Below are 23,905 nucleotides of genomic sequence, written 5' to 3'. Positions count from 1 at the left end.
AGTTTGAACGGTCCTGGGATGATCGGGCCGTGAGCCCGGCCCAGGACGCACATGACACTTCACCGTGCGAGTAGCCTTGGACAGGTTCTCTAATCAACAACGCCGATCTGCGGAAGAGGGCGATTTCCGCCGTGTCGTCTGAGTCGTCGCGGACAAACCCACTGACCAACTTTGGGCAGAACGAGTGGCTTGTCGACGAGCTGTACCAGAAGTACCTCCAGGACCCGGAGTCTGTCGACCGTGCCTGGTGGAACTTCTTCGCTGACTACAACCCCGAGTCCGGGACGAGCCGCGCGCAGGCGCCCGCGGGGTCCAACGGCGCGACGGCCGAAGCCGCAACCGGCACCGCCACCGCACCACCGGTCGCGCAACCCGCGCCGGCGAAGGCCGCCCCCAAGGCCGCCAAGACGACCCCGGCTCCCCCTGCTCCTCCTGCTCAGCCCGACAAGGACAAGCCCGCGGCCACCGCGGTCTCGTCCGGGGCCGAGGAGATCCGGCTGCGCGGCGCCGCCGCGCGAACCGCGGCCAACATGGACGCCAGCCTGGCGGTCCCCACCGCCACCAGCGTCCGCGCCGTGCCGGCCAAGCTCCTGATCGACAACCGCATCGTCATCAACAACCACCTGTCCCGCGGGCGGGGTGGCAAGGTGTCGTTCACCCACATCATCGGCTACGCCATCGTGAAGGCGCTGTCGGCGATGCCGGACATGAACCACTCCTACACCGAGGTCGACGGCAAGCCGGTGCTGGTCAAGCCCGAGCACGTCGGCCTGGGCCTCGCCATCGACGTGCAGAAGAGCGACGGCACCCGCCAGCTCCTCGTCCCGTCGATCAAGAAGGCCGACACCCTCGACTTCCGCCAGTTCTGGACGGCGTACGAGGAGATCGTCCGCAAGGCCCGCAGCAACAAGCTCGGCGTGGACGACTTCTCCGCCACCACGATCAGCCTCACCAACCCCGGCACCATCGGCACGGTCCACTCGGTCCCCCGCCTGATGCCCGGCCAGGGCACGATCATCGGTGTCGGCGCCATGGAGTACCCCGCCGAATACCAGGGCGCCTCCCCCGAGACGCTCAACCGGCTCGCGGTCAGCAAGGTCATGACGCTGACCAGCACCTACGACCACCGCATCATCCAGGGCGCGCAGTCGGGCGAGTTCCTGCGCCGCATCCACCAGCTCCTGCTCGGTGAGAACGGCTTCTACGACGACATCTTCCAGTCGCTGCGCATCCCCTACGAGCCGGTCCGCTGGGTGCAGGACATCTCGGCCACCCATGACGACGACGTGGCCAAGTCCGCCCGCGTCATCGAGCTGATCCACGCCTACCGCGTGCGCGGCCACCTCATGGCCGACACCGACCCGCTCGAGTACAACCAGCGCAAGCACCCCGACCTCGACATCAAGTCGCACGGGCTCACCCTGTGGGACCTCGAGCGGGAGTTCGCCACCGGCGGCTTCGGCGGCAAGCCGCTGATGAAGCTGCGCGACATCCTCGGCGTGCTGCGCGACTCCTACTGCCGCACCGTCGGCATCGAGTACATGCACATCCAGAACCCCGAAGAGCGGGCCTGGATCCAGAGCAAGGTCGAGAAGCCGCACGCCAAGCCGAGCCGCGAGGAGCAGCTGCACATCCTGCGCCGGCTCAACACCTCCGAGGCGTTCGAGACCTTCCTGCAGACCAAGTACGTCGGGCAGAAGCGCTTCTCGCTGGAGGGCGGCGAGTCGCTGATCCCGCTGCTCGACTCGGTGATCAGCTCCGCCGCCGAGGAGGACCTCGACGAGGTCGTCATCGGCATGGCCCACCGCGGCCGGCTGAACGTCCTGGCCAACATCGTCGGCAAGTCCTACGCACAGGTGTTCGGCGAGTTCGAGGGCAACATCGATCCGCGCAGCGCGCACGGCTCGGGCGACGTGAAGTACCACCTCGGCGCGTCGGGCGACTTCACCACCCCGAGCGGCAAGAAGATCGGCGCCTCGGTGGTGGCGAACCCCTCCCACCTGGAGGCCGTCGACCCGGTCCTCGAAGGCGTGGTGCGCGCCAAGCAGGACCTTCTGGAGCGCGGCGAGGAGGGCTTCACCGTCCTGCCGGTGCTCGTGCACGGCGACGCGGCGTTCGCCGGGCAGGGCGTGGTGGCCGAGACGCTGCACCTGTCGCAGCTGCGCGGCTACCGCACCGGCGGCACCGTCCACGTCGTGGTGAACAACCAGGTCGGCTTCACCACCTCGCCCGCCTCCTCGCGGTCCAGCGTGTACGCCACCGACGTGGCCCGCATGATCCAGGCACCGATCTTCCACGTGAACGGCGACGACCCCGAGGCCGTGGTCCGCGTGGGCCAGCTCGCCTACGAGTACCGCCAGAAGTTCCGCAAGGACGTCGTCATCGACCTCGTGTGCTACCGCCGCCGCGGGCACAACGAGACCGACAACCCGAGCTTCACCCAGCCGCTGATGTACGACCTGATCGACGCCAAGCGGTCGATCCGCAAGCTGTACACCGAGGCGCTGATCGGGCGTGGCGACATCACCGTGGAGGAGGCCGAGCAGGCGCTGCGCGACTACCAGGAGCAGCTCGAGCGGGCCTTCACCGAGACCCGCGAGGCCGGCAAGAAGCCCCTGGAGCCGGGCGCCGTCGTCAAGCCCGCCGCCGACGAGGTCGTGCCGTGGTCGCACGACGACACCCCGACGGGCATCGGCGAAGAGGTGGTCAAGCGGGTCGTCGAGACCCAGCTCACCCTGCCCGAGGGCTTCACCGTCCACCCGCGTCTGGCTCCGGTGCTGCAGCGCCGCGGCCAGATGGTCACCGAGGACGCCATCGACTGGGCCATGGGCGAGACCCTGGCCTTCGGCTCCCTGCTGATCGATGGCCACCCGGTCCGCCTCGTCGGGCAGGACTCCCGGCGCGGCACGTTCGGCCAGCGGCACGCCGTCCTGGTCGACCGGGTCACCGGCGGCGACCACACCCCGCTGAAGGCCTTCAACCAGGGCACCACGAAGTTCTACGTCTACGACTCGCTGCTGTCGGAGTTCGCGGCCATGGGCTTCGAGTACGGCTACAGCGTCGTGCGGCCGGACGCCCTGGTGGCCTGGGAGGCGCAGTTCGGCGACTTCGCCAACGGCGCCCAGTCGATCATCGACGAGTTCATCTCCTCGGGTGAGCAGAAGTGGGGCCAGCGTTCGTCGGTCGTGCTGCTGCTGCCGCACGGCTACGAGGGCCAGGGCCCCGACCACTCCTCGGCCCGCATCGAGCGGTTCCTGCAGCTGTGCGCGCTGGACAACATGACCGTCGCCCAGCCGACCACCCCGGCGAACTACTTCCACCTGCTGCGCTGGCAGGTGCTGTCGGGCCGGCACCGGCCGCTGGTGGTGTTCACGCCCAAGTCCCTGCTGCGGCTGCGGGCGGCGGCCTCGGCGACGGCCGAGTTCACCTCCGGCGCCTTCCGCCCGGTGCTCGGTGACAGCACCGTGGACCCGTCGAACGTCCGGCGGGTGGTGCTGTGCTCCGGTCGCGTCTACTACGACCTGGCCGCCGCGCGCGAGAAGCAGGGGAAGACCGACATCGCGGTGGTCCGCCTGGAGCGGCTCTACCCGTTCCCGGCCGAGGAGCTGCGCAAGGAGCTGTCCCGGTACGGCGCCGATGTCGAGCTGGTCTGGGCGCAGGACGAGCCGATCAACATGGGCCCGTGGCCGTACCTCACGCTCAAGCTCACTGAGGAGCCGGGCCTGCTCGACGGCCGGCGGCTGCGCCGGGTCTCCCGTGCGGCCAACTCCTCCCCGGCGACCGGCTCGCACGCCGCGCACGACGCCGAGATCGAGCACATCATCAGCGAGTCCTTCGCGTAGCCGAGCGGCGGAGCGCCTCGATCGATCGGTCCCACGGAAGTCCCCCACAGGCCCCCTGTGGGGGACTTCCCCGTATGTCCGCATATTTCAGCGACGGAGAGGAAGAGATGTACTTCACCGACAGGGGCATCGAGGAGCTCGTCGAACGGCGCGGCGAGGAGGAGATCGGCATCACCTGGCTGGCCGAGCGGCTGCGCGAGTTCGTCGACCTCAACCCGGAGTTCGAGGTCCCGGTGGAGCGGCTGGCCACCTGGCTCGCCCGCCTGGACGACGACGAGGACGACTGACCGGACGCGGGCCGCCCAGGTCACGGCCTGACGGGACGATAACGCGATACATCTTGACTTCTGGCTGACGCGATATATCGTGTTTCATGGAAGTAGGACACCGGACAACCGTCCCCCTGACGCCGTCGAAGGGCGAGGCCATGCCCAAGTGGACGATCGAGAAGCCGGAGAAACTCACCTTCGAGGCGGTGAGCGCGCTCAGCGTCCGCATCGTGGCCGGGCGCCTCGCCGTCCTCGCCAGCGATGGGCCGCCGAGCCTGGAGGTGAGCGACATCCACACCCCGCCGCTGCTGGTCGAGCAGGACGACGACGGCCGGCTGACCGTCGCGTACAAGGATCTGACCTGGGACGGCATCCTCGGCTGGCTGCGGCCGGGCTCCCGGGAGATCACCCTGACCCTGACCGTCCCCAAGGACTGCCCCGTGCAGGCAGGGGTGATCTCCGCCTCGGCGGTGGTCGCGGGCTTCGAGCGGCGCACCGACGTCAAGAGCGTGTCCGGCGAGATCGTCCTGGACGGGGTCAGCGGCGAGATCGGAGCCGAGACCGTGTCCGGCCAGGTCGAGACGCGCGGCCTGGCCGGCGATCTGTCGTTCACCAGCGTCTCCGGTGAGCTCACCGTGGCCGGCGGCACGCCGCGCCGCCTGCGCGCCAACACCGTCTCCGGCCGGATCACCGCCGACCTGGAGCTGCCGCCGACCGGTCACGTCACCCTGCACAGCGTCTCCGGCGCGCTCATGGTGCGGCTGCCCGGCTCGGCCGACGCCGACGTGACCCTGCGCTCGACGTCCGGCCGCCTGCACACCGCCTTCCCCGGCCTGAAGGACACCAGCCGCCCCGGCCTCAGGTCGGTGGCCGGCCGGCTCGGCGGCGGGATGGCCTCGCTGTCGGCCACCACCGTGTCGGCCGATGTGACGCTACTGAGGAGAGACCAGTGAGCCCCGTTTTCGCCCATGGACGCCTCCGGCTGTACCTGCTCAAGCTGCTCGAGGAGAGCCCGCGGCACGGCTACGAGGTCATCCGCCTCCTGCAGGACCGCTTCCTCGGCGTCTACTCGCCCTCCCCTGGCACGATTTATCCGCGCCTGGCCCGGCTGGAGGAGGAGGGCCTGGTGACCCACGAGGTCGTGGACGGCAAGAAGGTCTTCTCGGTCACTCCCAAGGGGCGGGCCGAGCTGGAGGCTCGCATGGACGAGCTGGCCGAGCTGGAGCAGGAGATCTCCCAGTCGGTCCGCGACATCGCCCGGGAGGTCAAGGAGGACGTCCGCGACACCGTGCGCTCGCTGCGCGACGAGCTGACCCAGATGGCCCGCGAGGTACGGCAGACCGGCCACGAGGAGCAGCGGCAGGCCAGGGACGACTTCCGCGCCGCCCGGGACGACCACCGCCAGGCATGGCAGGAGCAGAAGCAGGCGTGGCGGGAGCAGAAGCAGGAGTTCGAGCGGCAGAAGCGCGCCTGGAAGGAGCAGACCCAGCGCCTGAAGCAGGACTGGCTGCGCGGGGTGTGGGGCGTCGCCGGGGAGGGGCACGGCTCGCGCGACCACGACGCCGAGCTCGGGCGCATGCTCGCCGAGTTCGTCGAGGAGATCCACGGCGCGGCCGCGGCGTCCACGGTCAGCGAGGACGCCCTGGCCACAGCGCAGGACGCCCTGTACGAGGCCGCCCGGCGCATCCGATCGGCGCTGCCCTGATGATCGTGTACGGCCTTCGCCCGCCGCTGCTGCTCCGCGGCCGGGTGGAGCTCGTCCCGCCGGAGACCGTCAGGGCCGGCGAGCCGGCCGGACGACCCGTCCTGCCGGCTCCGTCCGCCCTCGGCCCGGTGGCACCCGGTCCGCTCTCACCCGCGATCATCCCGGACACCGTGAGCTCCGAGCCGTCCGCCCCGGAGCTCACTCCGGGCCGGTCCAGCCCTCAGGGGCTGGCCGCGGAAGCCCTGCCCGGCCCGTCCGGTCCGCGGCCGTCCGCTCCGGAACCGCCTGATCCGGAACCGGTCAGCCGCTCGCGGGCGGCGTGAAAACGATCTTTCCGAAGACGTCGCCCCGCTCCAGCGCGGCGAACCCCTCCGCAGCCTGGTCGAGCGGCAGCACCCGATCGACGAGGGGGCGTACGCCGGTCTGCGCCAGGAACGTCGCCAGCCGGCCGAGCTGGTCGCGCGTCCCCATCGTCGAGCCCACCACCGACAGCTGCAGGAAGAACACCCGGTTGAGGTCGGCCGGCGGCACGGCGCCGCTCGTCGCCCCGCTGACCACGATGCGGCCACCGGGGCGCAGCGACTTCAGCGAGTGGTCCCAGGTCGCCTGCCCCACCGTCTCCATCACCGCGCCGACCCGCTCGGGCAGGCGGGCGCCGGGCTCGAACACCTGGTCGGCGCCGAGGTCCAGCGCCCTCGCCCGCTTCTCCGCGGACCTGCTCGTCGCCCACATCCGGTAGCCGCCCGCGCGGCCGAGCGCGATGAGCGCGGTCGCCACCCCGCCTCCGGCCCCCTGGACGAGCACCGTGGACCCCGGCTGCAGCCCGGACTTCTCAAACAGCATGCGGTAGGCGGTCAGCCAGGCCGTCGGCAGGCAGGCGGCCTCCTCGAACGACAGCTCCGCGGGTTTCGGCACGAGATTGCGGCGCGGCACCGCGACCCGCTCGGCGAACGTGCCGTCGTACTGCTCCGACAGCAGCGAACGCTTCGGATCCAGCGTCTCGTCCCCCTCGACCGGGGTGCCGATCACCGAGTGGACGATGACCTCGTTGCCGTCCTCGTCCAGGCCGGACGCGTCACAGCCGAGGATGATCGGCAGCCGGTCCTGGCGGATGCCGACGCCCCTGAGCGTCCACAGATCGTGGTGGTTGAGGGCGGTGGCCCGCACTCTGACCGTGGTCCACCCCTCGGGAACCTTCGGCTCGGGAACCTCTCCCAGCGTGAGTCCGGACGCGGGATCGTCCCGATCGGTACGTGTGCATGTCACGGCGAACATGGCCGAACCCTATCCCGGCCTCTCTTCGGGATCGGTGCGGCGCCCGGCGCCCCGAAGAGTGAACCCCCGGCCGCGCACATCTCTGCCAGAGAGCCGCGCTCCTCTCATCTCCTCCGCATGGATCGCGTTCCTCCACATTTCCGCCGCTTATCGGCGGTTATTGGAAAAGACCGCCATCACTCCCGAATCACCTCATATCACCGACGCCGACACGCCGGCCACCAAAGAAATCCGGCGCGCCGGTCTCGGCCGGCGTCCCGGCTCGCCCGATTTCCGGCAAGTGACGGTTTCCCCGCAGCCGTAGGCGCTTCCGAGCCGGTGGGGACCAGTGGCCCGCCCGACTTATCACGAAAAATGACCGACTAGCCACCTTCTATTTTTTGCAATTAACTCGCCGCTCGCGCGAATCTCCCGCATGTCGGACAACGGTATCGACGTCGAGCATGAGTAGGGTCGGACGTGCAGGCGCGCCAGCATCGAGGTGCTCCTTTACTTTGAACTGCAAAAAGAAAAGGACCGCTTTATGAAAGACGTCGGTCACCCACGGTCTATCCAACGTAATGTCGGTCGTTCATGGCTGACTGCAGCTCTCACGGGCGCTCTCGCGATGGGCGCACTCGCCGTGGCACCCAGCAGCGCGAGCGCGACGGCACCACAGGACCTCGGCAAGGCGGCATCCCTGCTTCCGGCCGGGCCCGTCACATCCGGCCACGCCGCCGTCGCCCGGCAGCCGATCGGAACCACGACCCAGCTGACCTCCTCACGCAACCCGTCGCCCAAGGGACACCCGATCACGCTCACCGCCACGGTCGCCCCGACCACCGGCAGCCTCGTGGTGACCGGGACGGTCAACTTCCTGGACAACGGCGTGCTCATCGGCTCCGCCCCGCTGACGGGCATCGGCCAGGCGAGCATCACCGTCAACCTGACCCAGGGCTCGCACACGCTCACGGCGACGTACGTGGGCAACGCGTCCTTCGGCACCAGCACCTCCAACCCGCTCATCCAGGTCGTCGACCTGGTGGACGGCAAGAAGGTCGTGCCCTCGAAGGTCGACGGTGCGAAGGACGCCGACGAGGAGGAGGAGACCGAGGACCCCACGGTCGTCCACGAGGATGACGAGGACGAAGGTCTCGCCCGGCACTGCCGGCGCCTCAGGGACGCCGAGGACCGCCACCACATCTCCCAGCACCACACCAAGGAGGAGTGGAAGAGGCTCCGTGAGCGCTGCGACAAGTGGTGGCGCAACGACGACAGGAACACCATCCTGCTCGACCGCGGCATCCGCCGGTACATCGAGGGGTTCTCCGACAACGGCGGCGGCCACCGCGAGTACTGGGACTCCCGCAGGCACCGCTGGATGCCGATGCACAAGCACCACGAGAAGCCGCACTACAAGCACTACAAGAAGCACTACCAGAAGCCCGCTCCGGTCCGGCACTTCGCCGTGACGGGCTGATCCAACGTCCGCGGCCCCGAGGGCCCGTCCACACATCGGACGGGCCCTCAAGGCTCGGAATGGACAGGTGTCCCCTCCACCGTGAAGTAGTGACAAGTACATCCCGGGGGTCCCATGTACGTTCGCCGCCGACCCACTCGCACCTTCGTCCTCGCCGCGGCGCTCGCCGCCACCGTCCTGACCGGCCTGGCGATCCTGGTGATCTTCACGAACTGGAAGTTCGACCGCGAGCTCGCCGTCCCGCCCAAGCCGCCCGCGCCACCGCCCCCGATCGCCCCGGCGAAGGTCACCGCCAAGCAGTTCGCCGCTCTCCCCCACTCCACGACCTGGACCACGGTCGGCAAGGCGCGACCCGACCCTCAGCCCTTCGCCTTCAGCGACGGCCTCGTCGTCCATCCCCGCAAGGCCACCGTCGTGTACGCCGAACCCGGCGGCCCCGCGATCGCCGTGCTCCCGGCCGAGCAACTGGACAACCCCACCTGGCTACCGGTGGTGGAGACCCGCCCCGGCTGGATGCGCGTCCTGCTGCCGAGCCGCCCCAACCGCTCCACCGGCTGGATCCACGCCGCCGACGGCCAGATCAAACAGTCACGCAGCCCGTACCAGGTGCGCATCGACCTGTCCGACCGGCGGATGGCCATCCTGAAGGACGGCCGGGAGACCGGCTCGTGGAAAGTGGGCATCGGCACCCGCCAGACGCCCACCCCCGTCGGCCGCACCTTCCTACTCGCCTCGCTCGCGCCGTCCGGCGTCGACTACAGCCCGGTCATCCTGCCGCTGGGCTCGCACTCCGAGAAGCTGCGGACCTACGACGGCGGCCCCGGCACCATCGGCCTGCACGGCTGGCCCGACTCCGGCGTCTTCGGCGAGGCCATCTCGCACGGCTGCGTCCGCCTCCCCAAACCCGCCCTCGACGCCGCCACCCACCTCCCCCTCGGCACCATGATCCTCATCACCGAATGACCCCCGGGCCGGCATTCCCGCCAACACCACCTATCCAACGCTCCGCACACGGTGATGTACGAAGGGTCATCTGATGGAGTCCCGATTCGGCCTTGGCTACCGTGGAGGAATGGACGAGGTGAGCCTGCACCTGAGCGAACGCCTCCGGCGACGCGTTTCGGAAGCCGCACGAAGGCAGCATGTCTCCGACGAGGAGTACATGCGCAACGCCATCGAACGATCGCTCCAAGACGACGCCTCACGACTCGCCGTCCAGCCGCGTCCCCGGCTGCCCCTCTTCCGAAGTGGCGACCCGACGCTGGCGGAGCGACTGGACGACATCCTCGCCGCAGGCTTCGGACTCGACACCACCGGCGAACGTCCTCGACCCGGCGCGCCTGCGGGCACCGGCCAAGCGGCAAGAGCGCATCTCCACGGCTCGGGCAGCCGTTCTACCCGCCCGCGGTGAGAGCTTTGCGGTAGGCACCGGGGGTGATGCCGTAGTACCGGGAGAACCAGCGGGTCAGGTGGGCCTGGTCGGTGAAGCCGGTGACCGCTGCGGCGTCCGCCGCCGCGTACCCCTGGGAGAGCAACCGGCGGGCGGTCCGCAACCGGAGCTGCCGCTGGTAGTCGCTGGGCGCCATGCCGTACGCCTCCCGGAACGACCGGTACACGGCGAACCGGCTGCGCCCCGCCGCCGCGGCCAGATCGCGCGCCGAGACCCTCCCGTCGTCCGCGTCGTGCAGCAGCTCCCGCACCATCCGCGCTGTCCGCAGCTCCGGCCGTCCACCCCCGGCGAGCCGCGCCGCGCGGGCGCCGCTCATCACTCCCCGGGCACCGCGGCGCACCACCTCCACCACCGTGGAGTCGAGCAACTCGTCGCGGAGCAGCACCGTCGCGTCCCCCACCAGCGCGGAGTGCAACCGCCCCACCAGGCCCGCCAGCCCGCGATCGTCCAGAACCGGCTGCGGAAAGAGCGGCAGCCCTGCCACGCCTCCCGCCGCCTCACCCAGCACCTCGGCGATCAGTTCCGGCCCGATGTGCACCATCCGGTAGGTGAAGCCGGCCTCGTACGTGGCGTGCCCGTCGTGCGGATCCTCCGGATTGAACACCATCACCATGCCGGCCGCACTCGTCCGTGCTTCGCCCCGGCAGGTGAAACTCTGCGCGCCTTCTTCGGTCATCCCGAAGGAGTACGTGTCGTGACTGTGCCGGTGGTACACGTGCCGGGTGAAGTGCGCGTGCATGGCCTCCAGCGGCCGATCCCCCGCCCGCCAGTACCGCGACCAGTCCCCTCCCACACCCCTCATTCTGCCGCCGCCGCTCTCTCGACGACGGCTGGAATTGGGGTACTGAACGACTCTTGGTGCCGGAGCCACCGTCCGCGCGCCGTCGATCCCCTCGGCACTCCGTTGTCCGGCCAGGACCTCGGCCGCCTGCGCGACCACGCCTACCTGGCGCTGCCGGAAGCGGAGAGCTGCGGCTGGACATAGAGGATGGTCACCCGCTGCCCCGCACTGGCGTACAAGACCCGGCGGGCCACCACCCGGCAGACTCCATGGCCATGCGTTTCGACACCAAAATCGGCATCGTCGTCCGGGAGGACCTGGCCGTCTGGCAGAAGCTCAACGTCACCGCGTTCCTGGCGAGCGCCATCGCCGCCGGCGCCGAAGACGTCATCGGGGAGCCGTACGCGGACGCCGACGGCAACCCCTACCTCGCCATGATCCGCCAGCCGATCCTCGTCTACGCCACCGACGCCGCCGGCCTCACCTTGGTGCACACCCGCGCCCTCTCCCGCGGCATCCCCATGGCCGTCTACATCGAGGACATGTTCAAAACCGGCCACGACGAAGCCAACCGCGCCACCGTCCAGGCCCACCCCGCCGAAACCCTCCCCCTCGTAGGCCTAGCCCTCCACGCCCCCAAGAACCTCCTCGACAAAACCCTCAAGGGCCTCTCCCTCCATCCCTGATCACCCTCACGACCAGTGGTAGCGTCAAGCGGACTGCGCGCTCCGCCTCCATCTGGCACTGTGATCCGACGTGAACCCTCAGGAACCGTGGCCCGCCGACGCAGAAGAGGCGACCGCCCTGCAGTCCCGCCTTCGCCGCTCCGTCACGCGCACCGGCCCTGCCGCCCACGAGATCCAGCGCCTGGCCGGCCTCGACGTCACCTACAGCAAGAATGACGACCGGCTCATCGCCGCCGTGGTCGTGCTCGACGCCGCCACGCTGGAGGTACAGGACGTCGTCGTACACGAGGACAGGCCGAGGTTCCCCTATCTCCCCGGCCTGTTCTCCTTCCGGGAACTCCCCCCGCTCCTCGCCGCCCTGGAGAAGCTCGACCACCTGCCCGACCTGCTCATGTGCGACGGGCACGGCCTCGCCCACCCACGCAGGTTCGGCCTCGCCTGCCATCTCGGCGTCACGACCCGCATCCCGACGATCGGCGTCGCCAAGCAGGCTCTCATCGGCGAGTACGCAGAACCCGGACCACGCAGGGGAGACCGCTCACCGCTGACCGACAAGGGAGAGGTGCTCGGAACCGTCCTCAGAACCGCCGACCACGTCAAACCGGTCTTCGTCTCGATCGGCCACATGATCAGCCTGGAAGACGCATGCCAGGTGACACTGAACAGCACGCCGCGATATCGCATCTCCGAACCGATACGCCTGGCCGACCAGGCCTCACGACGCACCCTCAAATCACGACAGAGCCACCCCACCGGATGATCCACCGACCTCACCCGTCCGTCCCCGTGCCTCCATTTGCGTCTTCTGGAGACACAAGACGTCCAGCGAGTACCTCAGGTCGAGAACGATCGTGGCGTCCTCCACAAACTCACGATGGCACCCGTGGACGACCCCGTCCACGTACATGGTCCCCGACCTCAGGCCGCCCGACGGATACCAACCGCGACTCGGGCCATACTGCAGACCCGGCCGGTAAGTTCTTTCGGAATTTCCGGTGGGCAGATCATGATCATACGCGATTCCGGTGAACGGCTGCCCTCGGTGATAACAAGTCTGCTCGGCGTCGCAATCCAGTCCACCGATACATGGCTTCGAGTCTTGCCGGCGAAATTCAAGCTAACCGTACAGGTGGTCAGTCTTAGGCCACCGACCAGGAACACACTCACCAAGGGCAGAGTCCATGCAGTACTTCCGAGTCCGGACGAGGTACATGGTCTTGACATAGTCCTTCTTTAGCAATTCACGAAGGAGATCGGGGTTCGCGTCATATTCAACATAGCCGTAGATCTTCCCGCTGTGCGCCGCCTCCCTGAGCCGGGCAAGACTCAACCCTAACGGACGTAGTGCGGCATCATCTGACGGCTGCAGGAAGGAAACCCAGGTCTGGAAGTCGCTCGTCATGTGGCGATCGTCACCACCGCAGGTACTGCAGAACCAGGTCGGATAGTAATCCCAAGCGATTGGCGCACCACCGGACGAAGCAGGCAAGAATACAGCGTTGTTGAGACTTAGATACCCTCTACTCCGGATGTCGCTCGCGGTCAGCGGATCTTCTAATTCGACTACCGCGGTCACCTCTTTGGCGCGGCCCGCACGCTTCAACTCGTCGTCCACGACCTTCTTGCTTGGCACGTTCTTATCATCGCGGCGTCCTAGGTGACTCAATGCCGCAGTTAAGACAGGAAGTTGAGGTGATTTTGCGTCGAGTTGACGGACCACATCGCGGACCGACACGAGTGTACGATTATAGGTGTCCGTGTAGTAGATGCGGCCAGAGGTGCCATCCTGACGCACAGAGAAAATCGCTTTTGCACTACCCACAATATCGGAAGTGAGCGCCGGCTCGATCCGTAGCTCAATGGCCATCTCGTCCGCTCGGTGCACCTGTGCGTATCCGGCTTCGGTCAGCCGGTATTCAGGGTGCGTCGCACGGAAGGCGTTGGCGATGACATAGCCGAATCGGTCAATGTCAGTATAGTCGTGCACCAGCCGACGTTGATCCTCGCCTTGATGAGGGGCGCTGCACGCCACCACGACCGCGCAACACAAGGCGAGCAGAGCCGGACCACCCACTGTGGACATCGTAATACTCCTCCCAATATGCGCCGGGGCGAGGCGCGAACCATCACGCCTCGCCCCGGACTCACGCATCAGAGGCTTCTGATGCAATTCTTCGTCACAGACATACCGCCCTGTGTACCGTTTGGCAGGGCAGCGTCACAGAGAACCGTGGTTCTGACTTCTTGGTAATCCTTCTTCTCGCCTTTGTTGTAGAATTTGAACATAAGGTAGCCGTCGATGCGACTACGGTAGGAAGCGATTCCGCAGTTACCCACGACATCCTCGCACTCGCCCAACCCGAGGTCAGGGTCGAAGGTGACCGGCTTGTTCGGGTAGCCTCGTATCCACTTGCTTGTAACTCTCTCACAGGCGTCTTTCATCTCCGTTGAGATCTGAAAGCTGCCATTGACGTCACCGACCGCTTGATCGCCTTCGAAGCCAACCTTGAAACTAATCGTGTTCACGGTGTTCTTCTTTCGCACCTTAAAGCAGCTTTCAGTGGTTATGCTAGCGGTTGAATGCTTCAGGATGTACTTGGCTAGGTCACTAGTCCAACTCGCCTTTGGCGCATTGGGGCCAGTACCCCAGCTGCGACCTCGGGGATAGAACTTCATTGCGTTCCTGACCGGATCGAGCCCCCACTGGAGTGGCATTGAGCATGAACTTTTCGAACAGTTGGGGAACGGCTTCCAGTGGGAAGACATGGCGATGCCCAGGATCCAGTTCTTCTGCAGCGCCACCATGTTCCAGCCGTACTGCCAATACTTCTCATTAGCCGGAGGCGGCGGTACGTCGGCCACTCCTGCAAACGACTGCCTGCTGTAGCCGGCTGTTGCAGACGCAGTCGACGGGGGACCGCTACTATCCCACAGATACGCCACGTCGAACGCATCGAAGTCACTCGAGTCCTGCTCCACATCTAGCGGTACCTGAATGACTGTCATATTTCCGCAGCGGTCGAAGACATGGACGTTGATCGTGGGTGCACTCGGTTCGATCTGGCCGCTTGTAGCGCGTACTTTGGCTCCTTCAGCGGGCTGATCCGGTTCGGTCCAAGTTCGTGTCACGTTGGTCATGACGCGGACAGTGCCGTCCGACATGCCTTGAACAACGCTGTTGTCGAGAGTAACTGATGAATCCGTACGACTCTGCCCGAGACTCTCCAAGGCACTTCTCTGTTCGACCAATGCCGCATTCAGGAGCGAGAGCTTGGCCGTGTTTGGTGCGCTGGGGGTAACGCCTGGGGCTTCCCACACTGTGGATGCCCGGCCTTCCAGCACCGCGTCCTGCGCTTCATAGTAGTGCCTGACCCTGTTGACATACTCCTGCGCGCCGGTCTCTGTGGTCGCGCTCGTTACTGTGTTCACTGGCGGTGTATCGAGGAAGGGCGTACAAATCTCATCATTCCTGGGCGGCGGTGGGACAGCCTTGGGAGTTACCGATGTGCTTTCCCATTCGCTGGTCCCAAATGGCGTCTTGGACCTCACTCTGACCGCATAGGACTGGCCGTTCGTCAGTCCTGTTATGGCAACGTACGGGTCCTTGACCTCCAGGGCCTTGACAGCGATCCCATCGCCGTCCACCACCTCGACGTCGTAGCCGGACAGTAGTGCAACGCTTCCGTTGCTCGCCGGCATCCCCCAACTCGCGATCGCACTGGCGTCACCAGCTTGCGCGACCAGGTTCAGCACTGCACTCGGAGGGCCCGCAGGAAGGTAGGTGAGCGCCAGCGACGGCTGCTCAACGGCCGCTGCATCAGCGAAGGTAGTGACCTCGTCCTTGTTGGAATTGAGTAGCAGCCACTCGTATTCCGACCCTGCGATGTCGGCCTGTGGCGCGCTTACCGGCAGCCTGTACGGCTCGGCATCTGTATCGACGTCACCTACCAGGTCCGAAGCCTTCGTCTCAGAAGTAACAGGACTCTTCAGTGGCGCGGCCGTGATCACCGCGTCTGACAGGCAGGCACCTCCGTCACAAATAGGCGTACCGAGCTTGAGAATGCCTTCGGACACCCCGGCCCCGTCAGGAAGCTCGTCTAACTTGACTTTGACGACTGCGGCCGTACGGTCGGCGCCGACGCCGCCGATCCGCAGCACAGCCGAGTCGGTCACCGTGCACGGGCCACCGTCACAAGCTGTTGGGTCGGTCTTGACGGTCTTGATGACGAAGCTGTCCTTGCCCAGGGTGAGGTGCCGGACGTCCTCAACAGGGGGCGGTGGTGGCGCGCCGGGAGTCGTGAAGGAGACCTGCGGGGTCTTAGATGTGCATACCTCGCTGACTCCGTTCGGGTCGATTGCGCACGCGACCATCTGCCATTTGTAGGTGGTTCCGGGTTGCACCGTGTTGGCTGGGATTTGGAAGGAAGCTCGCTCGCCACCATGCAGGCTGCGACTGCCAAGGGGAGCGGCTCCCACCGGGCTCCCGCTGTTGTCGTAGAGGTAGTACTTGGCCGTGACCGGACCACCGGAGGGGCGGCTGACCATGCCGGACAAAATCGGCTGGGTGGGGTCCTCCATGCCGGTTTGGGTATCGGACGGGAGGGTTGGGGCGTCGGTGGTGATTCTGTAGTAGGGGGATTCGCTGCAGGTGGTGGGGGTTATGCCGTTGAGGCAGGCTCGGACGGAGATTTTGAAGGTGTCGACGTTGCTGACGTCGTAGGTTTTCGTGGCGGCCTGGCCGGAGGGGAGGTTGCCGCTGGTGGGCGGGGTCAGGTTGAGCATCCACTTGATCTCGGTCTCGCTGAGGGCACGCTGGTAGGCGCGGACCTCGTCGTAGGAGACCTTGGCGGGTGTCACGATCCCACCGCTGGGGTTGATGAAGAACGTACCGTTGGTATAAGAGTCCCAGCCTGAGGTGAGGTTCCCCTCGGCGGACTGGACGCCGTTCACGTAGAGCCGCATCTTGTGTGCGGCCGCGTCGTACACCGCGGCCACGTGCGCCCACGTGCCAATGGGCACGGTCGCGGACGAGGTGATCGTCGTACCGCTGGTGCTCGTGGCGGTGTTGTACATGGTCATGCTGAAGTTGCGGGTGCTGCCGCTGTACCAGACCAGGAAGCCTTCTCCGGCAGCGGTGCGCTGACTGAACAGTGCGCCTCCGGCCGTCGTGTCCCCACGAACCCACCCGCTCACGGAGAAGCTCTTGTCGGTGTGCAGGAATGCACCGGTGCTGCCGTCCGAAGGGATGGTGGGAGCACCATTGAACTGCATGCCCTTGCCATCTTTCCCGGTGATGCTGGTGTAGCGACCCGAGACGTAGCTCAGGTGATGCCCGTTGCCGCTGGAGTCGGCAGAGTCCGCGCCTTCGCTGAAACTCCATTGAGCCGCGGCTCCGCCACCGGTCGTCCAGGCGGGGAGAGGCGCGGTGGAGTCGAGCACAGACAGGTAGTAGTCGAGATTGCGTCCATCCACAGAGGAGCTGCGGTACCCCACCTTGACGGAACTGGTCCGCACGATGGCGTGGTCACCATCCATCGAGTCCACCGACTCGGCAGTGACCGTGGGGATCTCCGGCGGCAGGAAGTATTGGACGATCAACTTGGGTGGGGTCGCACCGGTACCGGTCATCTCCGCGGAATGGAACGTCACCGAGTAGCCGTCCCAGTTGTTGACCAGGCTCTCTGAAGGACCCTGCAGTTCGACGCCGAAGTTAGGCGTGCCGCTGACCCACTTCTTCACCCAGTCGGTGATCGGCCAGGACATGGCGCCGGGAGTGGTCACTCCGGTCGTGGGGCAAGGAGTGTAAACCGAGTCCTCTGCCGTGGCGGGCTTGTTCGCCCAGGTCATCCAACCGGCCGTCCAAGACCCGGTGAGGCGGCCGGCCCGGATACGGCCGTCTCCTCGGGATGCGCATCCCGCCGCCTGTGTTCGCCACAGTTGCAGCGCGGCCGTGTAAATGGCCTTCCCGGCCAGCGCGCTGGTGTCGAACTTGAGATAGGAGCGGAAGTACTGGAACTTGCTCGTGCCGGCACACGTGTACAGCGTGCCGCCGACCGTCAGCAGCGTCTCCTGCGGCGAGTCGAAGTTCCCGCACTCCGATCGGGAACCCAGCGTCGTATCCGTGACGACGTTGAGCGTCGTGGTGGGGTCCACCGTGACCGGGTAGCGAGTAGTGGGAGCGGCCAGCCAGGCGGCGTCCGGCTTGAGCACCAGCACCTGTTGACCATGCTCGCGCACCACGGACGTTGCGATCGATCCTGCGCGAGATTTCCGCGCCTCACCGCCCTGCTGTCCATCGGCACCGGCATCCCACATCACCGGTTCAGGAGCTTCCGCGACCACCTTGTTCTTCGTGTCGGTGAGTTGAAGGCCGCCCTGTTCACTCTTACCGAAGGTCAAACCCGACGACTCGACCGGGATACGGAATTCCACCGGACCCGTGGGGCGCTCCCGTAGCACCACGTCGTGGGAGAAGCCGGTGGTGAGGGCGGTGACGACGAGGTCCGCGGAGGGGCCGGCTGCACCGACGTAGGTGGCGACGTTGCCTTTGACCACCGGTCTCGGCAGGGCCTTCCCCCACGAGAGACTGAACTCCTGCCCCTTGGCACGCTCCATGGTGGCGAACGGGCCACTTCCGCCCATCGAGAACTGGACGTCCGCCTTTGCGACCCTTGGCTTGAGCACTCCGTCCTGTTCGACGAGAGACGTGTCCATCCAGGCCCAGGTGCCATCCGGTTGCTTGAGCCGAGCCGGGGCGGAGTAGGACTCCGTCACCAGGTGCCCATCCGGGTAAGCCCATGTCCGGGACGTCTCCGCCGCGACCTCGGTCACTTCCACCGGCCGGTTCTGCTTCTTCGCTTCGGCGATGCCCGCACGCAGCTTCGCGTCCGGATCCGCCGGGCGAGGGAACGCGGTGCTGGTCGGTTTGGGCTGAGCTGAGGCCGCAGCCGGCTTGGTGTCGGCGGTCGCCGAGGGCGTGCCACCCACAGCCAGTAGCGACGCCACCATGGTCGCCCCGGTGAGGGCGGCCAAAGTCCGCCGTGGACCACCATTGACATGTACGGTGCGTGATCTGCCTAATCCTGAGCGTTTCACAAACTACCTCATGGGTCGTAAGTGGAGCTGTCAGGATTCTTCTACGCTTGGAACGATCTTTGAGCAATGTGACAACTACCACCATCGACACGCCGAGAGAGTCCGTAACGCGCCCACGTCCGAAAGCGATCAGCTCCGCTGGCCGGGATGCGCCAAGGTCGACGAAGTAGCTGCTCAGCCCAGGGATGGTGACGGATACTTACGATCGGCGATATTTATGGCGCAACATATCACCGCAATAGTGACGACCCATTAGGGACCACGCCGCAAAGGAATGTTGCCGGTGCAGCTCGGCCCAGCGGCGGTGGGTATGTATTGAGCTCGGCTGTCAGAAGGTGAAGACGGCGCCGGTGGTGGCTTTGAGTTCGCAGCGGTTGCCGAAAGTGCGCTCGTAGGAGAGGCGACTGCGGTCCCACAAGCCCGCGCCGAAGACGGTCACCGGGTCGTACTCCCTGGTGCACTTGGTGTCCGGGGCGACGTGGAGCTCGTTGAGGTCGCCGCCGACGCCCTCGAGTTGCCGGCAGGCCTCGGCCGCCTTGGGGTGGGATCCGGCGGGCGGGCCGCACTGGAGGAGGACGGCCTTGTCGGCCGGGGTGGGTGACTCGCCGCGAGCGACGGTCAGCAGCAGCACGCGGCTCACGTTCTTGGCCGGGGCCGGCCGAGCGGTTTCGCCGGGACGGGGGACGCCGGGCGGGGACTGCCGGCCCGTTGTCCCGGCCGCGGGTTCCTGCACCTCCTCGTGCGCGCGTACCGGCCCTGGGTGCGTCTCGCCGAAGACGAACTCGGAGTAGCCGAAGACGGAGTCCGGGTGTCCAGGGATGGGGCCCGGACGTGTTTCGCCGTCCGGCGCGTGCAGACCGGGCTCCCCGGGGGCTTCGCGGTACGCCTCGGCCGGGAGGAGCCCGGACAGCAGGTGGGTGGCCGGCCGCTCGGAGAGATGGCCGGGGGCGGCGGCGTCGCGTTCGGTGGTGGGCAGCGGCGACAACGCCGCGACCACCCCCAGGAGCAGGACCGTGCAGGTCAGGCCCAGTGTGAGGCGGCGCATGGTGGTTCCCCCGATCTCTTTCGATGACGTCGGGCGGTCGGCTTCCTCCCGCCTTGTGGTCGGCGCTTCTGTTGGCTGTGCCGCCGCCCTCCGCTCAGGAGCCGTCGCACGGGCCGCACGGTGCCCCCAACTCCATGATCAACGAGCGAAATTCGACGCATCAGGTATCTCTCCGGTTCCCCCGGTTTCATAACAAGCCGGTAACAGACACCCAGATTTGTCCGGTTTTGGGGCCACTAGTCAAGATCGCCGGAGTACGGTCGTTCGCGTCTCTTTACGTACGCATGGGTCCTTCCCGGGCAACCCATGACATAGAAGGAGCTCAATGAACACCCGAGCAAAGCGCCTGATCCTCCCTCTCGGTGGTGCCCTCATCGCCACCGGCATGGTGGGCGCGACCCTCACCACCACCGCCAGTGCCGCGACGAAGCCGGCTCCGGTGAAGTCCGGCAAGCTGGCGCACAACGGGACCGACGCGAAGGCCATCGCGGGAGTCTGGACCCCCAGCAAGCTCAAGTCGGCGAAGCACTTCAACGAGGACTCCTCGGTGTCGGGCAAGCTGAAGGCGAGCACGAGCAAGGCCTCCGCCGACGGCAAGGCCGGCTCCATCGCCCCGATCGGCGCCGGCGGCAAGACGGCCGGCACCTCCAAGAACGTCAACCTGCCGACCAACGTCGGCAAGGTGTTCTTCCAGGTCGACGGCAAGCCGTACTGGTGCTCCGGTACCTCCGTCCAGTCGAAGTACCGCAACCTGGTCGCCACCGCGGGCCACTGCGTGTACGACACCGACAAGAACACCTACGTCGACAACTTCGTCTTCATCCCCGGTTACTACAAGGGGAAGGCGCCCTGGGGCATCTACGTCGGCGACAAGGTCAACCTGCACACCGACTTCACGGTGTACGAGGACTACGACTACGACTACGCCTTCGTCAACGTCTACAACGGCATCAAGCAGACCGGCGAGAAGGCCGTCGACAAGGAGACCTACGACGCCTACAAGGGCCCGAAGTGGGCCAAGGACGTCGAGATCACCAAGGACGAGTACCAGAAGAAGGTCGACGAGAAGGGCGGCGAGTCCGCGGACGCCTGGTCGAAGTCGACCGGCTCCGAGACCGTCCTGCCGTGGGGCACCGCCGGCGGCCAGAAGGTGCTCAAGGAAGTCACCAAGGACGAGTACGACAAGGCCCCCGCGGCCAACTCCAAGCAGAACTACGCCAAGGCCCCGGCCAAGACCGCGACGGAGTTCGTGGACGAGGTCACCTACAACAACTACAAGGGCCCCGGCTACAAGAAGATCGTCGACTCGGCCTACACCATCACCCACTACTTCGTGAAGTACTGGGTGAAGAAGACCACGTCGGTCAAGTACTACAAGACCGTGTTCACCATCAAGACCTTCGTGGACGCGGGCCGGCTGGGCGACAACGTCGGCGGCCAGGGCTTCACCTGGAACCGCAGCACCAAGGCGAAGCAGTTCAGCTTCGGCTACCCGACCGCCTCGCACCTCGACGGTAACAAGGCCTACACCGGCGAGACCATGAAGTGGTGCTACGGCCAGACGGCCCCGGCGCCCGCCGTGGGCAAGTACAAGGCCGAGGAGCAGCTCGCCATCAAGTGCGCCTTCACTCCTGGCGCGACCGGCGGCCCGTTCCTGATCGTGTACAAGAACACGAGCCGGACCGGTTACCTCAACGGTGTCGTGAGCCTGACTCTCGACACCGACGGCAACGGCCGCTACGACCACATCACGACGCCGTACTTCAACAGCGACACCTACGGCGTCTACAAGGCCGCGGCCAACCTGTGGACCGGGAAGCTTACGTCGAGCTGACGACGGTCACGGCAAGGTAGGGGGTCCGGACCTGTATCCGGCCCCCTACCGGGCCTACCGCCCGGCCTCCGGCGACCCACTCCTCCGGCAGTCCCCTCCATAACGAAGTGAACCCAGGTCAGCGAACTCTCGTGCCCTTTTGCCACTGATCTGGGAAAATCGCCCTTCACTGTGTTATGCGTCCTACTGATCAGCGGAAGGTACGAAATGTCCCCCCGAGCGAGGCGGCTCGCGCTCACACTCTGCGGCGCACTGGCGGCCGCGTGTGTGACCCTGTCCGCCGGCCCGGGCTCCGTGCAGGCGCTGGCCGACACCGTCACCGCGCCCGCCGGCATCACCTCCGTTCCGCTGGCACAGAGCGACGCCGACATGCAGAAGGTCGTCGACTGGTGGACCCCCGACCGGTTGAAGCGGGCCAGCAGCTACGCGCCCCAAACCGCCGCGGCGAGCCCCGGGGCGAGCGCGAGCGCCACCACGGGAACCGCCGGGACCAGGGCCACCCCGGGGGCGACCAGCACCGCCGCCGCCTCCGCGCCCGGCGCGGCCAAGGTGGGCGCCACGGTCACGATGCCGAACGCCAAGACCACCGCGCTGTCGGGCGTGGTCCCGCCGAAGGCGGCCCCCCGAACGCTGGGCTCCAAGAACGTGAACCTGCCGCCGACGGTCGGCAAGGTGTTCTTCCGCAACGGCACCACCGAGTACTGGTGCTCGGCCTCGTCCGTGCACTCCAAGTACGGCAACGTCGTCGCCACCGCCGGGCACTGCGCGTACGACGTGAAGAACGGCAAGCCGGTCCAGTACTGGGTCTTCATCCCCTCCTACCGGGACGGCCAGACGCCGTACGGCATCTACGTCGGGCACACGCTGCACCTGAACGAGAACTACGCGGCCACCGGTGACTTCGACTTCGACTACGCCTTCGTGACCGTCCACCCCGGTTACCGGTGGGACCCGGACACCGACCCGAACGGCACCCCGAAGCGGGACGCGCAGGGGCAGCCGCTGTACAAGCGGGTGGACACCGGCCTGCTGGAGAACCGGGTCGGGGGCCAGGGCTTCGCCTGGAACCGGGGCTACAAGGTGGCGGCGTACGCGTTCGGCTACCCCGCCGGCCCGCATCCGGACGGCACCAGGCCCTACAACGGGCGGACCATGGAGTCCTGCCTCACCCGCGGCACCAGGAAGATCGCCACGGAGAAGTGGGACCTCAACGGTGGCGTGCTGTTCCCGGGATGCGCCTTCACCGCCGGGGCCAGCGGCGGACCGTGGGTGATCAAGTACAGCCAGACCCGCCGCATCGGCTACCTGAACGGCGTGAACAGCATCACCTGGGACCTGGACGGCGACGGCCGGTACGACGGTGTCTCCTCCCCGTACTTCGACAAGGCCACCTACCTGGTCTACTCCTACGCCTCCCGGCAGAAGACCGGCTGATCCGGCCGGCCCTTCGGGTCCGTTCCGTCACCGGAGATCACAGCAGAGCCCGTCGCCCGCACGGCACCGAAGTCCGACGAGGACCGGATGCCCTGCGGGCGCTGTCATGCCGGGACACCGTCCGCCGGGCGGCCAGGGCCCGGGAGACGGTTCCCGGCGGCTCGGATCCGGCACGGGACCATGACCATCCGGCGTACGGCGCGGAACCGGCACGTTACGGATGAGCGATCGGCCGGTTGGTCCGTTCCAACCCGCTCCAGAGCGGCACTTTGGGCGCTTTGCCGGATTTGTCGCACTCGCGGAGTCCTTAGACGTACCCACCCCTCGACTTGGCTCCCCCGGTTCCATGTGATCTGCGTCACACGGCTCGCCGAGGAGTCAAGGGGTGGTTGACCGGTGTCACAGGTGCACCAACCGTCACATCAGTGGGCCCACCTGGGCGAATGGCGAGATCGCGACAAGGTTCTGACACGGCCTGTCGACCGGCCAAACGATCACAGGAAGATCACGTAGGGCGAAGCCCCGAAATCGGCATGATTCCGATTACCGCGCAGAAGATCTTCTCTGTATCTTCATGGCTATCCCTTTACTGACGCATGGGGCGCAGGAAGCGTTCCACGCCAGCCCAAGGAGTTTCCTTGAACACCCGAGTCAAGCGCCTCGCCCTCCCGCTTGGTGGCGCCCTCGCCGCCACCAGCATGATCGGCGCCACCCTGGTCACCTCGGCCAACGCGGCCACCGCGCCGGCCAAGAAGGTCGTCTCCCTGGCCTCCGCCACCAGCGCGCAGAAGATCTCCACCTTCTGGACCGCCAACGGTGGTGCGAACCTGAAGGGCGCCGCTCAGTTCACCGGCGCCGAGCAGACCAACCAGAAGATCAAGCTCGGTGGCGGCGACGCGGCCCCCGACGGCAAGGCCGGCGTTGTTCCGCCGATCGGCCAGGAGAAGGTCGTTCCGACCAAGGTCAAGAACGTCAACCTCCCGAAGACCATCGGTAAGGTCTTCTTCACGGTGGGCGACAAGGAGTACTG

17 protein-coding genes and 1 pseudogene are annotated in these 23,905 nt (G+C 66.8%); 13 read left to right on the top strand and 5 right to left on the bottom strand.

Features of this window, described 5'->3' with window-relative positions; translation table 11 throughout:
- Window positions 1-131 precede the first annotated feature (131 nt).
- From IEY93_RS34855 to IEY93_RS34835, 5 genes are all read left to right on the top strand, one after another.
- Window positions 132-3,842 carry a multifunctional oxoglutarate decarboxylase/oxoglutarate dehydrogenase thiamine pyrophosphate-binding subunit/dihydrolipoyllysine-residue succinyltransferase subunit gene (locus IEY93_RS34855; RefSeq protein ID WP_189167442.1) on the top strand — a complete coding sequence of 1,237 codons (3,711 nt, stop codon included), beginning with the start codon at window positions 132-134 and terminating at the stop codon, window positions 3,840-3,842.
- Between the two features lie 107 nt (window positions 3,843-3,949).
- Window positions 3,950-4,129 carry a DUF6104 family protein gene (locus IEY93_RS34850; protein WP_189167453.1) on the top strand — a complete coding sequence of 60 codons (180 nt, stop codon included), beginning with the start codon at window positions 3,950-3,952 and terminating at the stop codon, window positions 4,127-4,129.
- Between the two features lie 86 nt (window positions 4,130-4,215).
- Window positions 4,216-5,064, top strand: coding sequence for a DUF4097 family beta strand repeat-containing protein (locus IEY93_RS34845; protein ID WP_229691725.1), 849 nt, complete (start codon window positions 4,216-4,218; stop codon window positions 5,062-5,064).
- On the top strand, window positions 5,061-5,816 hold the full coding sequence (locus IEY93_RS34840) for a PadR family transcriptional regulator (RefSeq protein ID WP_189167441.1): 756 nt from the start codon (window positions 5,061-5,063) through the stop codon (window positions 5,814-5,816). The genes IEY93_RS34845 and IEY93_RS34840 overlap by 4 nt, the downstream gene beginning before the upstream one ends.
- A 5-nt stretch (window positions 5,817-5,821) precedes the next feature.
- The gene (locus tag IEY93_RS34835) at window positions 5,822-6,139 is read left to right on the top strand and encodes a hypothetical protein (protein WP_189167440.1); all 318 of its coding nucleotides are present in this window, start codon (window positions 5,822-5,824) and stop codon (window positions 6,137-6,139) included.
- Here IEY93_RS34835 and IEY93_RS34830 read toward each other — a convergent pair.
- Complete coding sequence (locus tag IEY93_RS34830) at window positions 6,117-7,091, bottom strand: zinc-binding dehydrogenase (RefSeq protein WP_189167439.1); 975 nt, start codon at window positions 7,089-7,091, stop codon at window positions 6,117-6,119. The genes IEY93_RS34835 and IEY93_RS34830 overlap by 23 nt on opposite strands.
- A 607-nt stretch (window positions 7,092-7,698) precedes the next feature.
- Between IEY93_RS34830 and IEY93_RS34825 the strand changes: the two genes are divergently transcribed.
- The 3 genes from IEY93_RS34825 to IEY93_RS34815 all read left to right on the top strand — a co-directional run bounded on the left by IEY93_RS34825 (window position 7,699) and on the right by IEY93_RS34815 (window position 9,961).
- Window positions 7,699-8,550 (top strand): Ig-like domain-containing protein, encoded by an 852-nt coding sequence (locus IEY93_RS34825; protein WP_189167438.1) that lies wholly within the window; start codon window positions 7,699-7,701, stop codon window positions 8,548-8,550.
- A gap of 114 nt (window positions 8,551-8,664) precedes the next feature.
- Complete coding sequence (ldt-CoaP, locus tag IEY93_RS34820) at window positions 8,665-9,513, top strand: L,D-transpeptidase (protein ID WP_189167437.1); 849 nt, start codon at window positions 8,665-8,667, stop codon at window positions 9,511-9,513.
- Between the two features lie 109 nt (window positions 9,514-9,622).
- Entirely contained in the window at window positions 9,623-9,961 is a 339-nt protein-coding gene (locus tag IEY93_RS34815; RefSeq protein WP_189167436.1) for a hypothetical protein, read from the top strand.
- Here IEY93_RS34815 and IEY93_RS34810 read toward each other — a convergent pair.
- Complete coding sequence (locus IEY93_RS34810) at window positions 9,945-10,802, bottom strand: AraC family transcriptional regulator (protein ID WP_189167435.1); 858 nt, start codon at window positions 10,800-10,802, stop codon at window positions 9,945-9,947. The genes IEY93_RS34815 and IEY93_RS34810 overlap by 17 nt on opposite strands.
- A 254-nt stretch (window positions 10,803-11,056) precedes the next feature.
- Here IEY93_RS34810 and IEY93_RS34805 point away from each other — a divergent pair, with 254 nt between their 5' ends.
- Entirely contained in the window at window positions 11,057-11,467 is a 411-nt protein-coding gene (locus tag IEY93_RS34805; protein WP_189167434.1) for a DUF2000 family protein, read from the top strand.
- A gap of 70 nt (window positions 11,468-11,537) precedes the next feature.
- Entirely contained in the window at window positions 11,538-12,227 is a 690-nt protein-coding gene (gene nfi / locus IEY93_RS34800) for a deoxyribonuclease V (RefSeq protein ID WP_189167433.1), read from the top strand.
- A 357-nt stretch (window positions 12,228-12,584) separates the two neighbouring features.
- Here the strand turns inward: nfi and IEY93_RS34795 are convergent, their stop codons facing one another.
- From IEY93_RS34795 to IEY93_RS34785, 3 genes are all read right to left on the bottom strand, one after another.
- Window positions 12,585-13,550 carry a hypothetical protein gene (locus IEY93_RS34795; protein WP_189167432.1) on the bottom strand — a complete coding sequence of 322 codons (966 nt, stop codon included), beginning with the start codon at window positions 13,548-13,550 and terminating at the stop codon, window positions 12,585-12,587.
- A 68-nt stretch (window positions 13,551-13,618) separates the two neighbouring features.
- Window positions 13,619-18,499, bottom strand: a complete 4,881-nt coding sequence (locus IEY93_RS34790; RefSeq protein WP_189167431.1) for a LamG-like jellyroll fold domain-containing protein — start codon at window positions 18,497-18,499, stop codon at window positions 13,619-13,621.
- Window positions 18,500-18,890: 391 nt separating this feature from the next.
- Entirely contained in the window at window positions 18,891-19,607 is a 717-nt protein-coding gene (locus tag IEY93_RS34785; RefSeq protein ID WP_189167430.1) for an SSI family serine proteinase inhibitor, read from the bottom strand.
- Window positions 19,608-19,932: 325 nt separating this feature from the next.
- Between IEY93_RS34785 and IEY93_RS34780 the strand changes: the two genes are divergently transcribed.
- The 3 genes and pseudogenes from IEY93_RS34780 to IEY93_RS34770 form a co-directional block, all read left to right on the top strand.
- Window positions 19,933-21,441: a trypsin-like serine peptidase gene (locus IEY93_RS34780; protein WP_189167429.1), complete on the top strand. Its 1,509-nt coding sequence runs from the start codon at window positions 19,933-19,935 to the stop codon at window positions 21,439-21,441.
- A 207-nt stretch (window positions 21,442-21,648) separates the two neighbouring features.
- Window positions 21,649-22,875 carry a trypsin-like serine peptidase gene (locus IEY93_RS34775; protein WP_189167428.1) on the top strand — a complete coding sequence of 409 codons (1,227 nt, stop codon included), beginning with the start codon at window positions 21,649-21,651 and terminating at the stop codon, window positions 22,873-22,875.
- 638 nt (window positions 22,876-23,513) lie between these two features.
- Window positions 23,514-23,905 (top strand): annotated as a pseudogene (locus IEY93_RS34770) (trypsin-like serine peptidase); the annotation flags it as partial.

Origin of the sequence: Sphaerisporangium melleum (assembly GCF_014646695.1) — a bacterium.
Taxonomy (GTDB): Bacteria; Actinomycetota; Actinomycetes; order Streptosporangiales; family Streptosporangiaceae; genus Sphaerisporangium; species Sphaerisporangium melleum.
This window is presented reverse-complemented; position numbering and strand designations above follow the sequence as displayed.

Coding starts and splice junctions, on each gene's coding strand:
- IEY93_RS34795 (WP_189167432.1), bottom strand. CDS start 13,550: ATGTCCACAGTGGGTGGTCCGGCTCTGCTCGCCTTGTGTTGCGCGGTC.
- ldt-CoaP (WP_189167437.1), top strand. CDS start 8,665: ATGTACGTTCGCCGCCGACCCACTCGCACCTTCGTCCTCGCCGCGGCG.
- IEY93_RS34830 (WP_189167439.1), bottom strand. CDS start 7,091: ATGTTCGCCGTGACATGCACACGTACCGATCGGGACGATCCCGCGTCC.
- IEY93_RS34845 (WP_229691725.1), top strand. CDS start 4,216: ATGGAAGTAGGACACCGGACAACCGTCCCCCTGACGCCGTCGAAGGGC.
- IEY93_RS34805 (WP_189167434.1), top strand. CDS start 11,057: ATGCGTTTCGACACCAAAATCGGCATCGTCGTCCGGGAGGACCTGGCC.
- IEY93_RS34775 (WP_189167428.1), top strand. CDS start 21,649: ATGTCCCCCCGAGCGAGGCGGCTCGCGCTCACACTCTGCGGCGCACTG.
- IEY93_RS34810 (WP_189167435.1), bottom strand. CDS start 10,802: ATGAGGGGTGTGGGAGGGGACTGGTCGCGGTACTGGCGGGCGGGGGAT.
- IEY93_RS34815 (WP_189167436.1), top strand. CDS start 9,623: ATGGACGAGGTGAGCCTGCACCTGAGCGAACGCCTCCGGCGACGCGTT.
- IEY93_RS34785 (WP_189167430.1), bottom strand. CDS start 19,607: ATGCGCCGCCTCACACTGGGCCTGACCTGCACGGTCCTGCTCCTGGGG.
- IEY93_RS34825 (WP_189167438.1), top strand. CDS start 7,699: ATGGGCGCACTCGCCGTGGCACCCAGCAGCGCGAGCGCGACGGCACCA.
- IEY93_RS34780 (WP_189167429.1), top strand. CDS start 19,933: ATGAACACCCGAGCAAAGCGCCTGATCCTCCCTCTCGGTGGTGCCCTC.
- IEY93_RS34850 (WP_189167453.1), top strand. CDS start 3,950: ATGTACTTCACCGACAGGGGCATCGAGGAGCTCGTCGAACGGCGCGGC.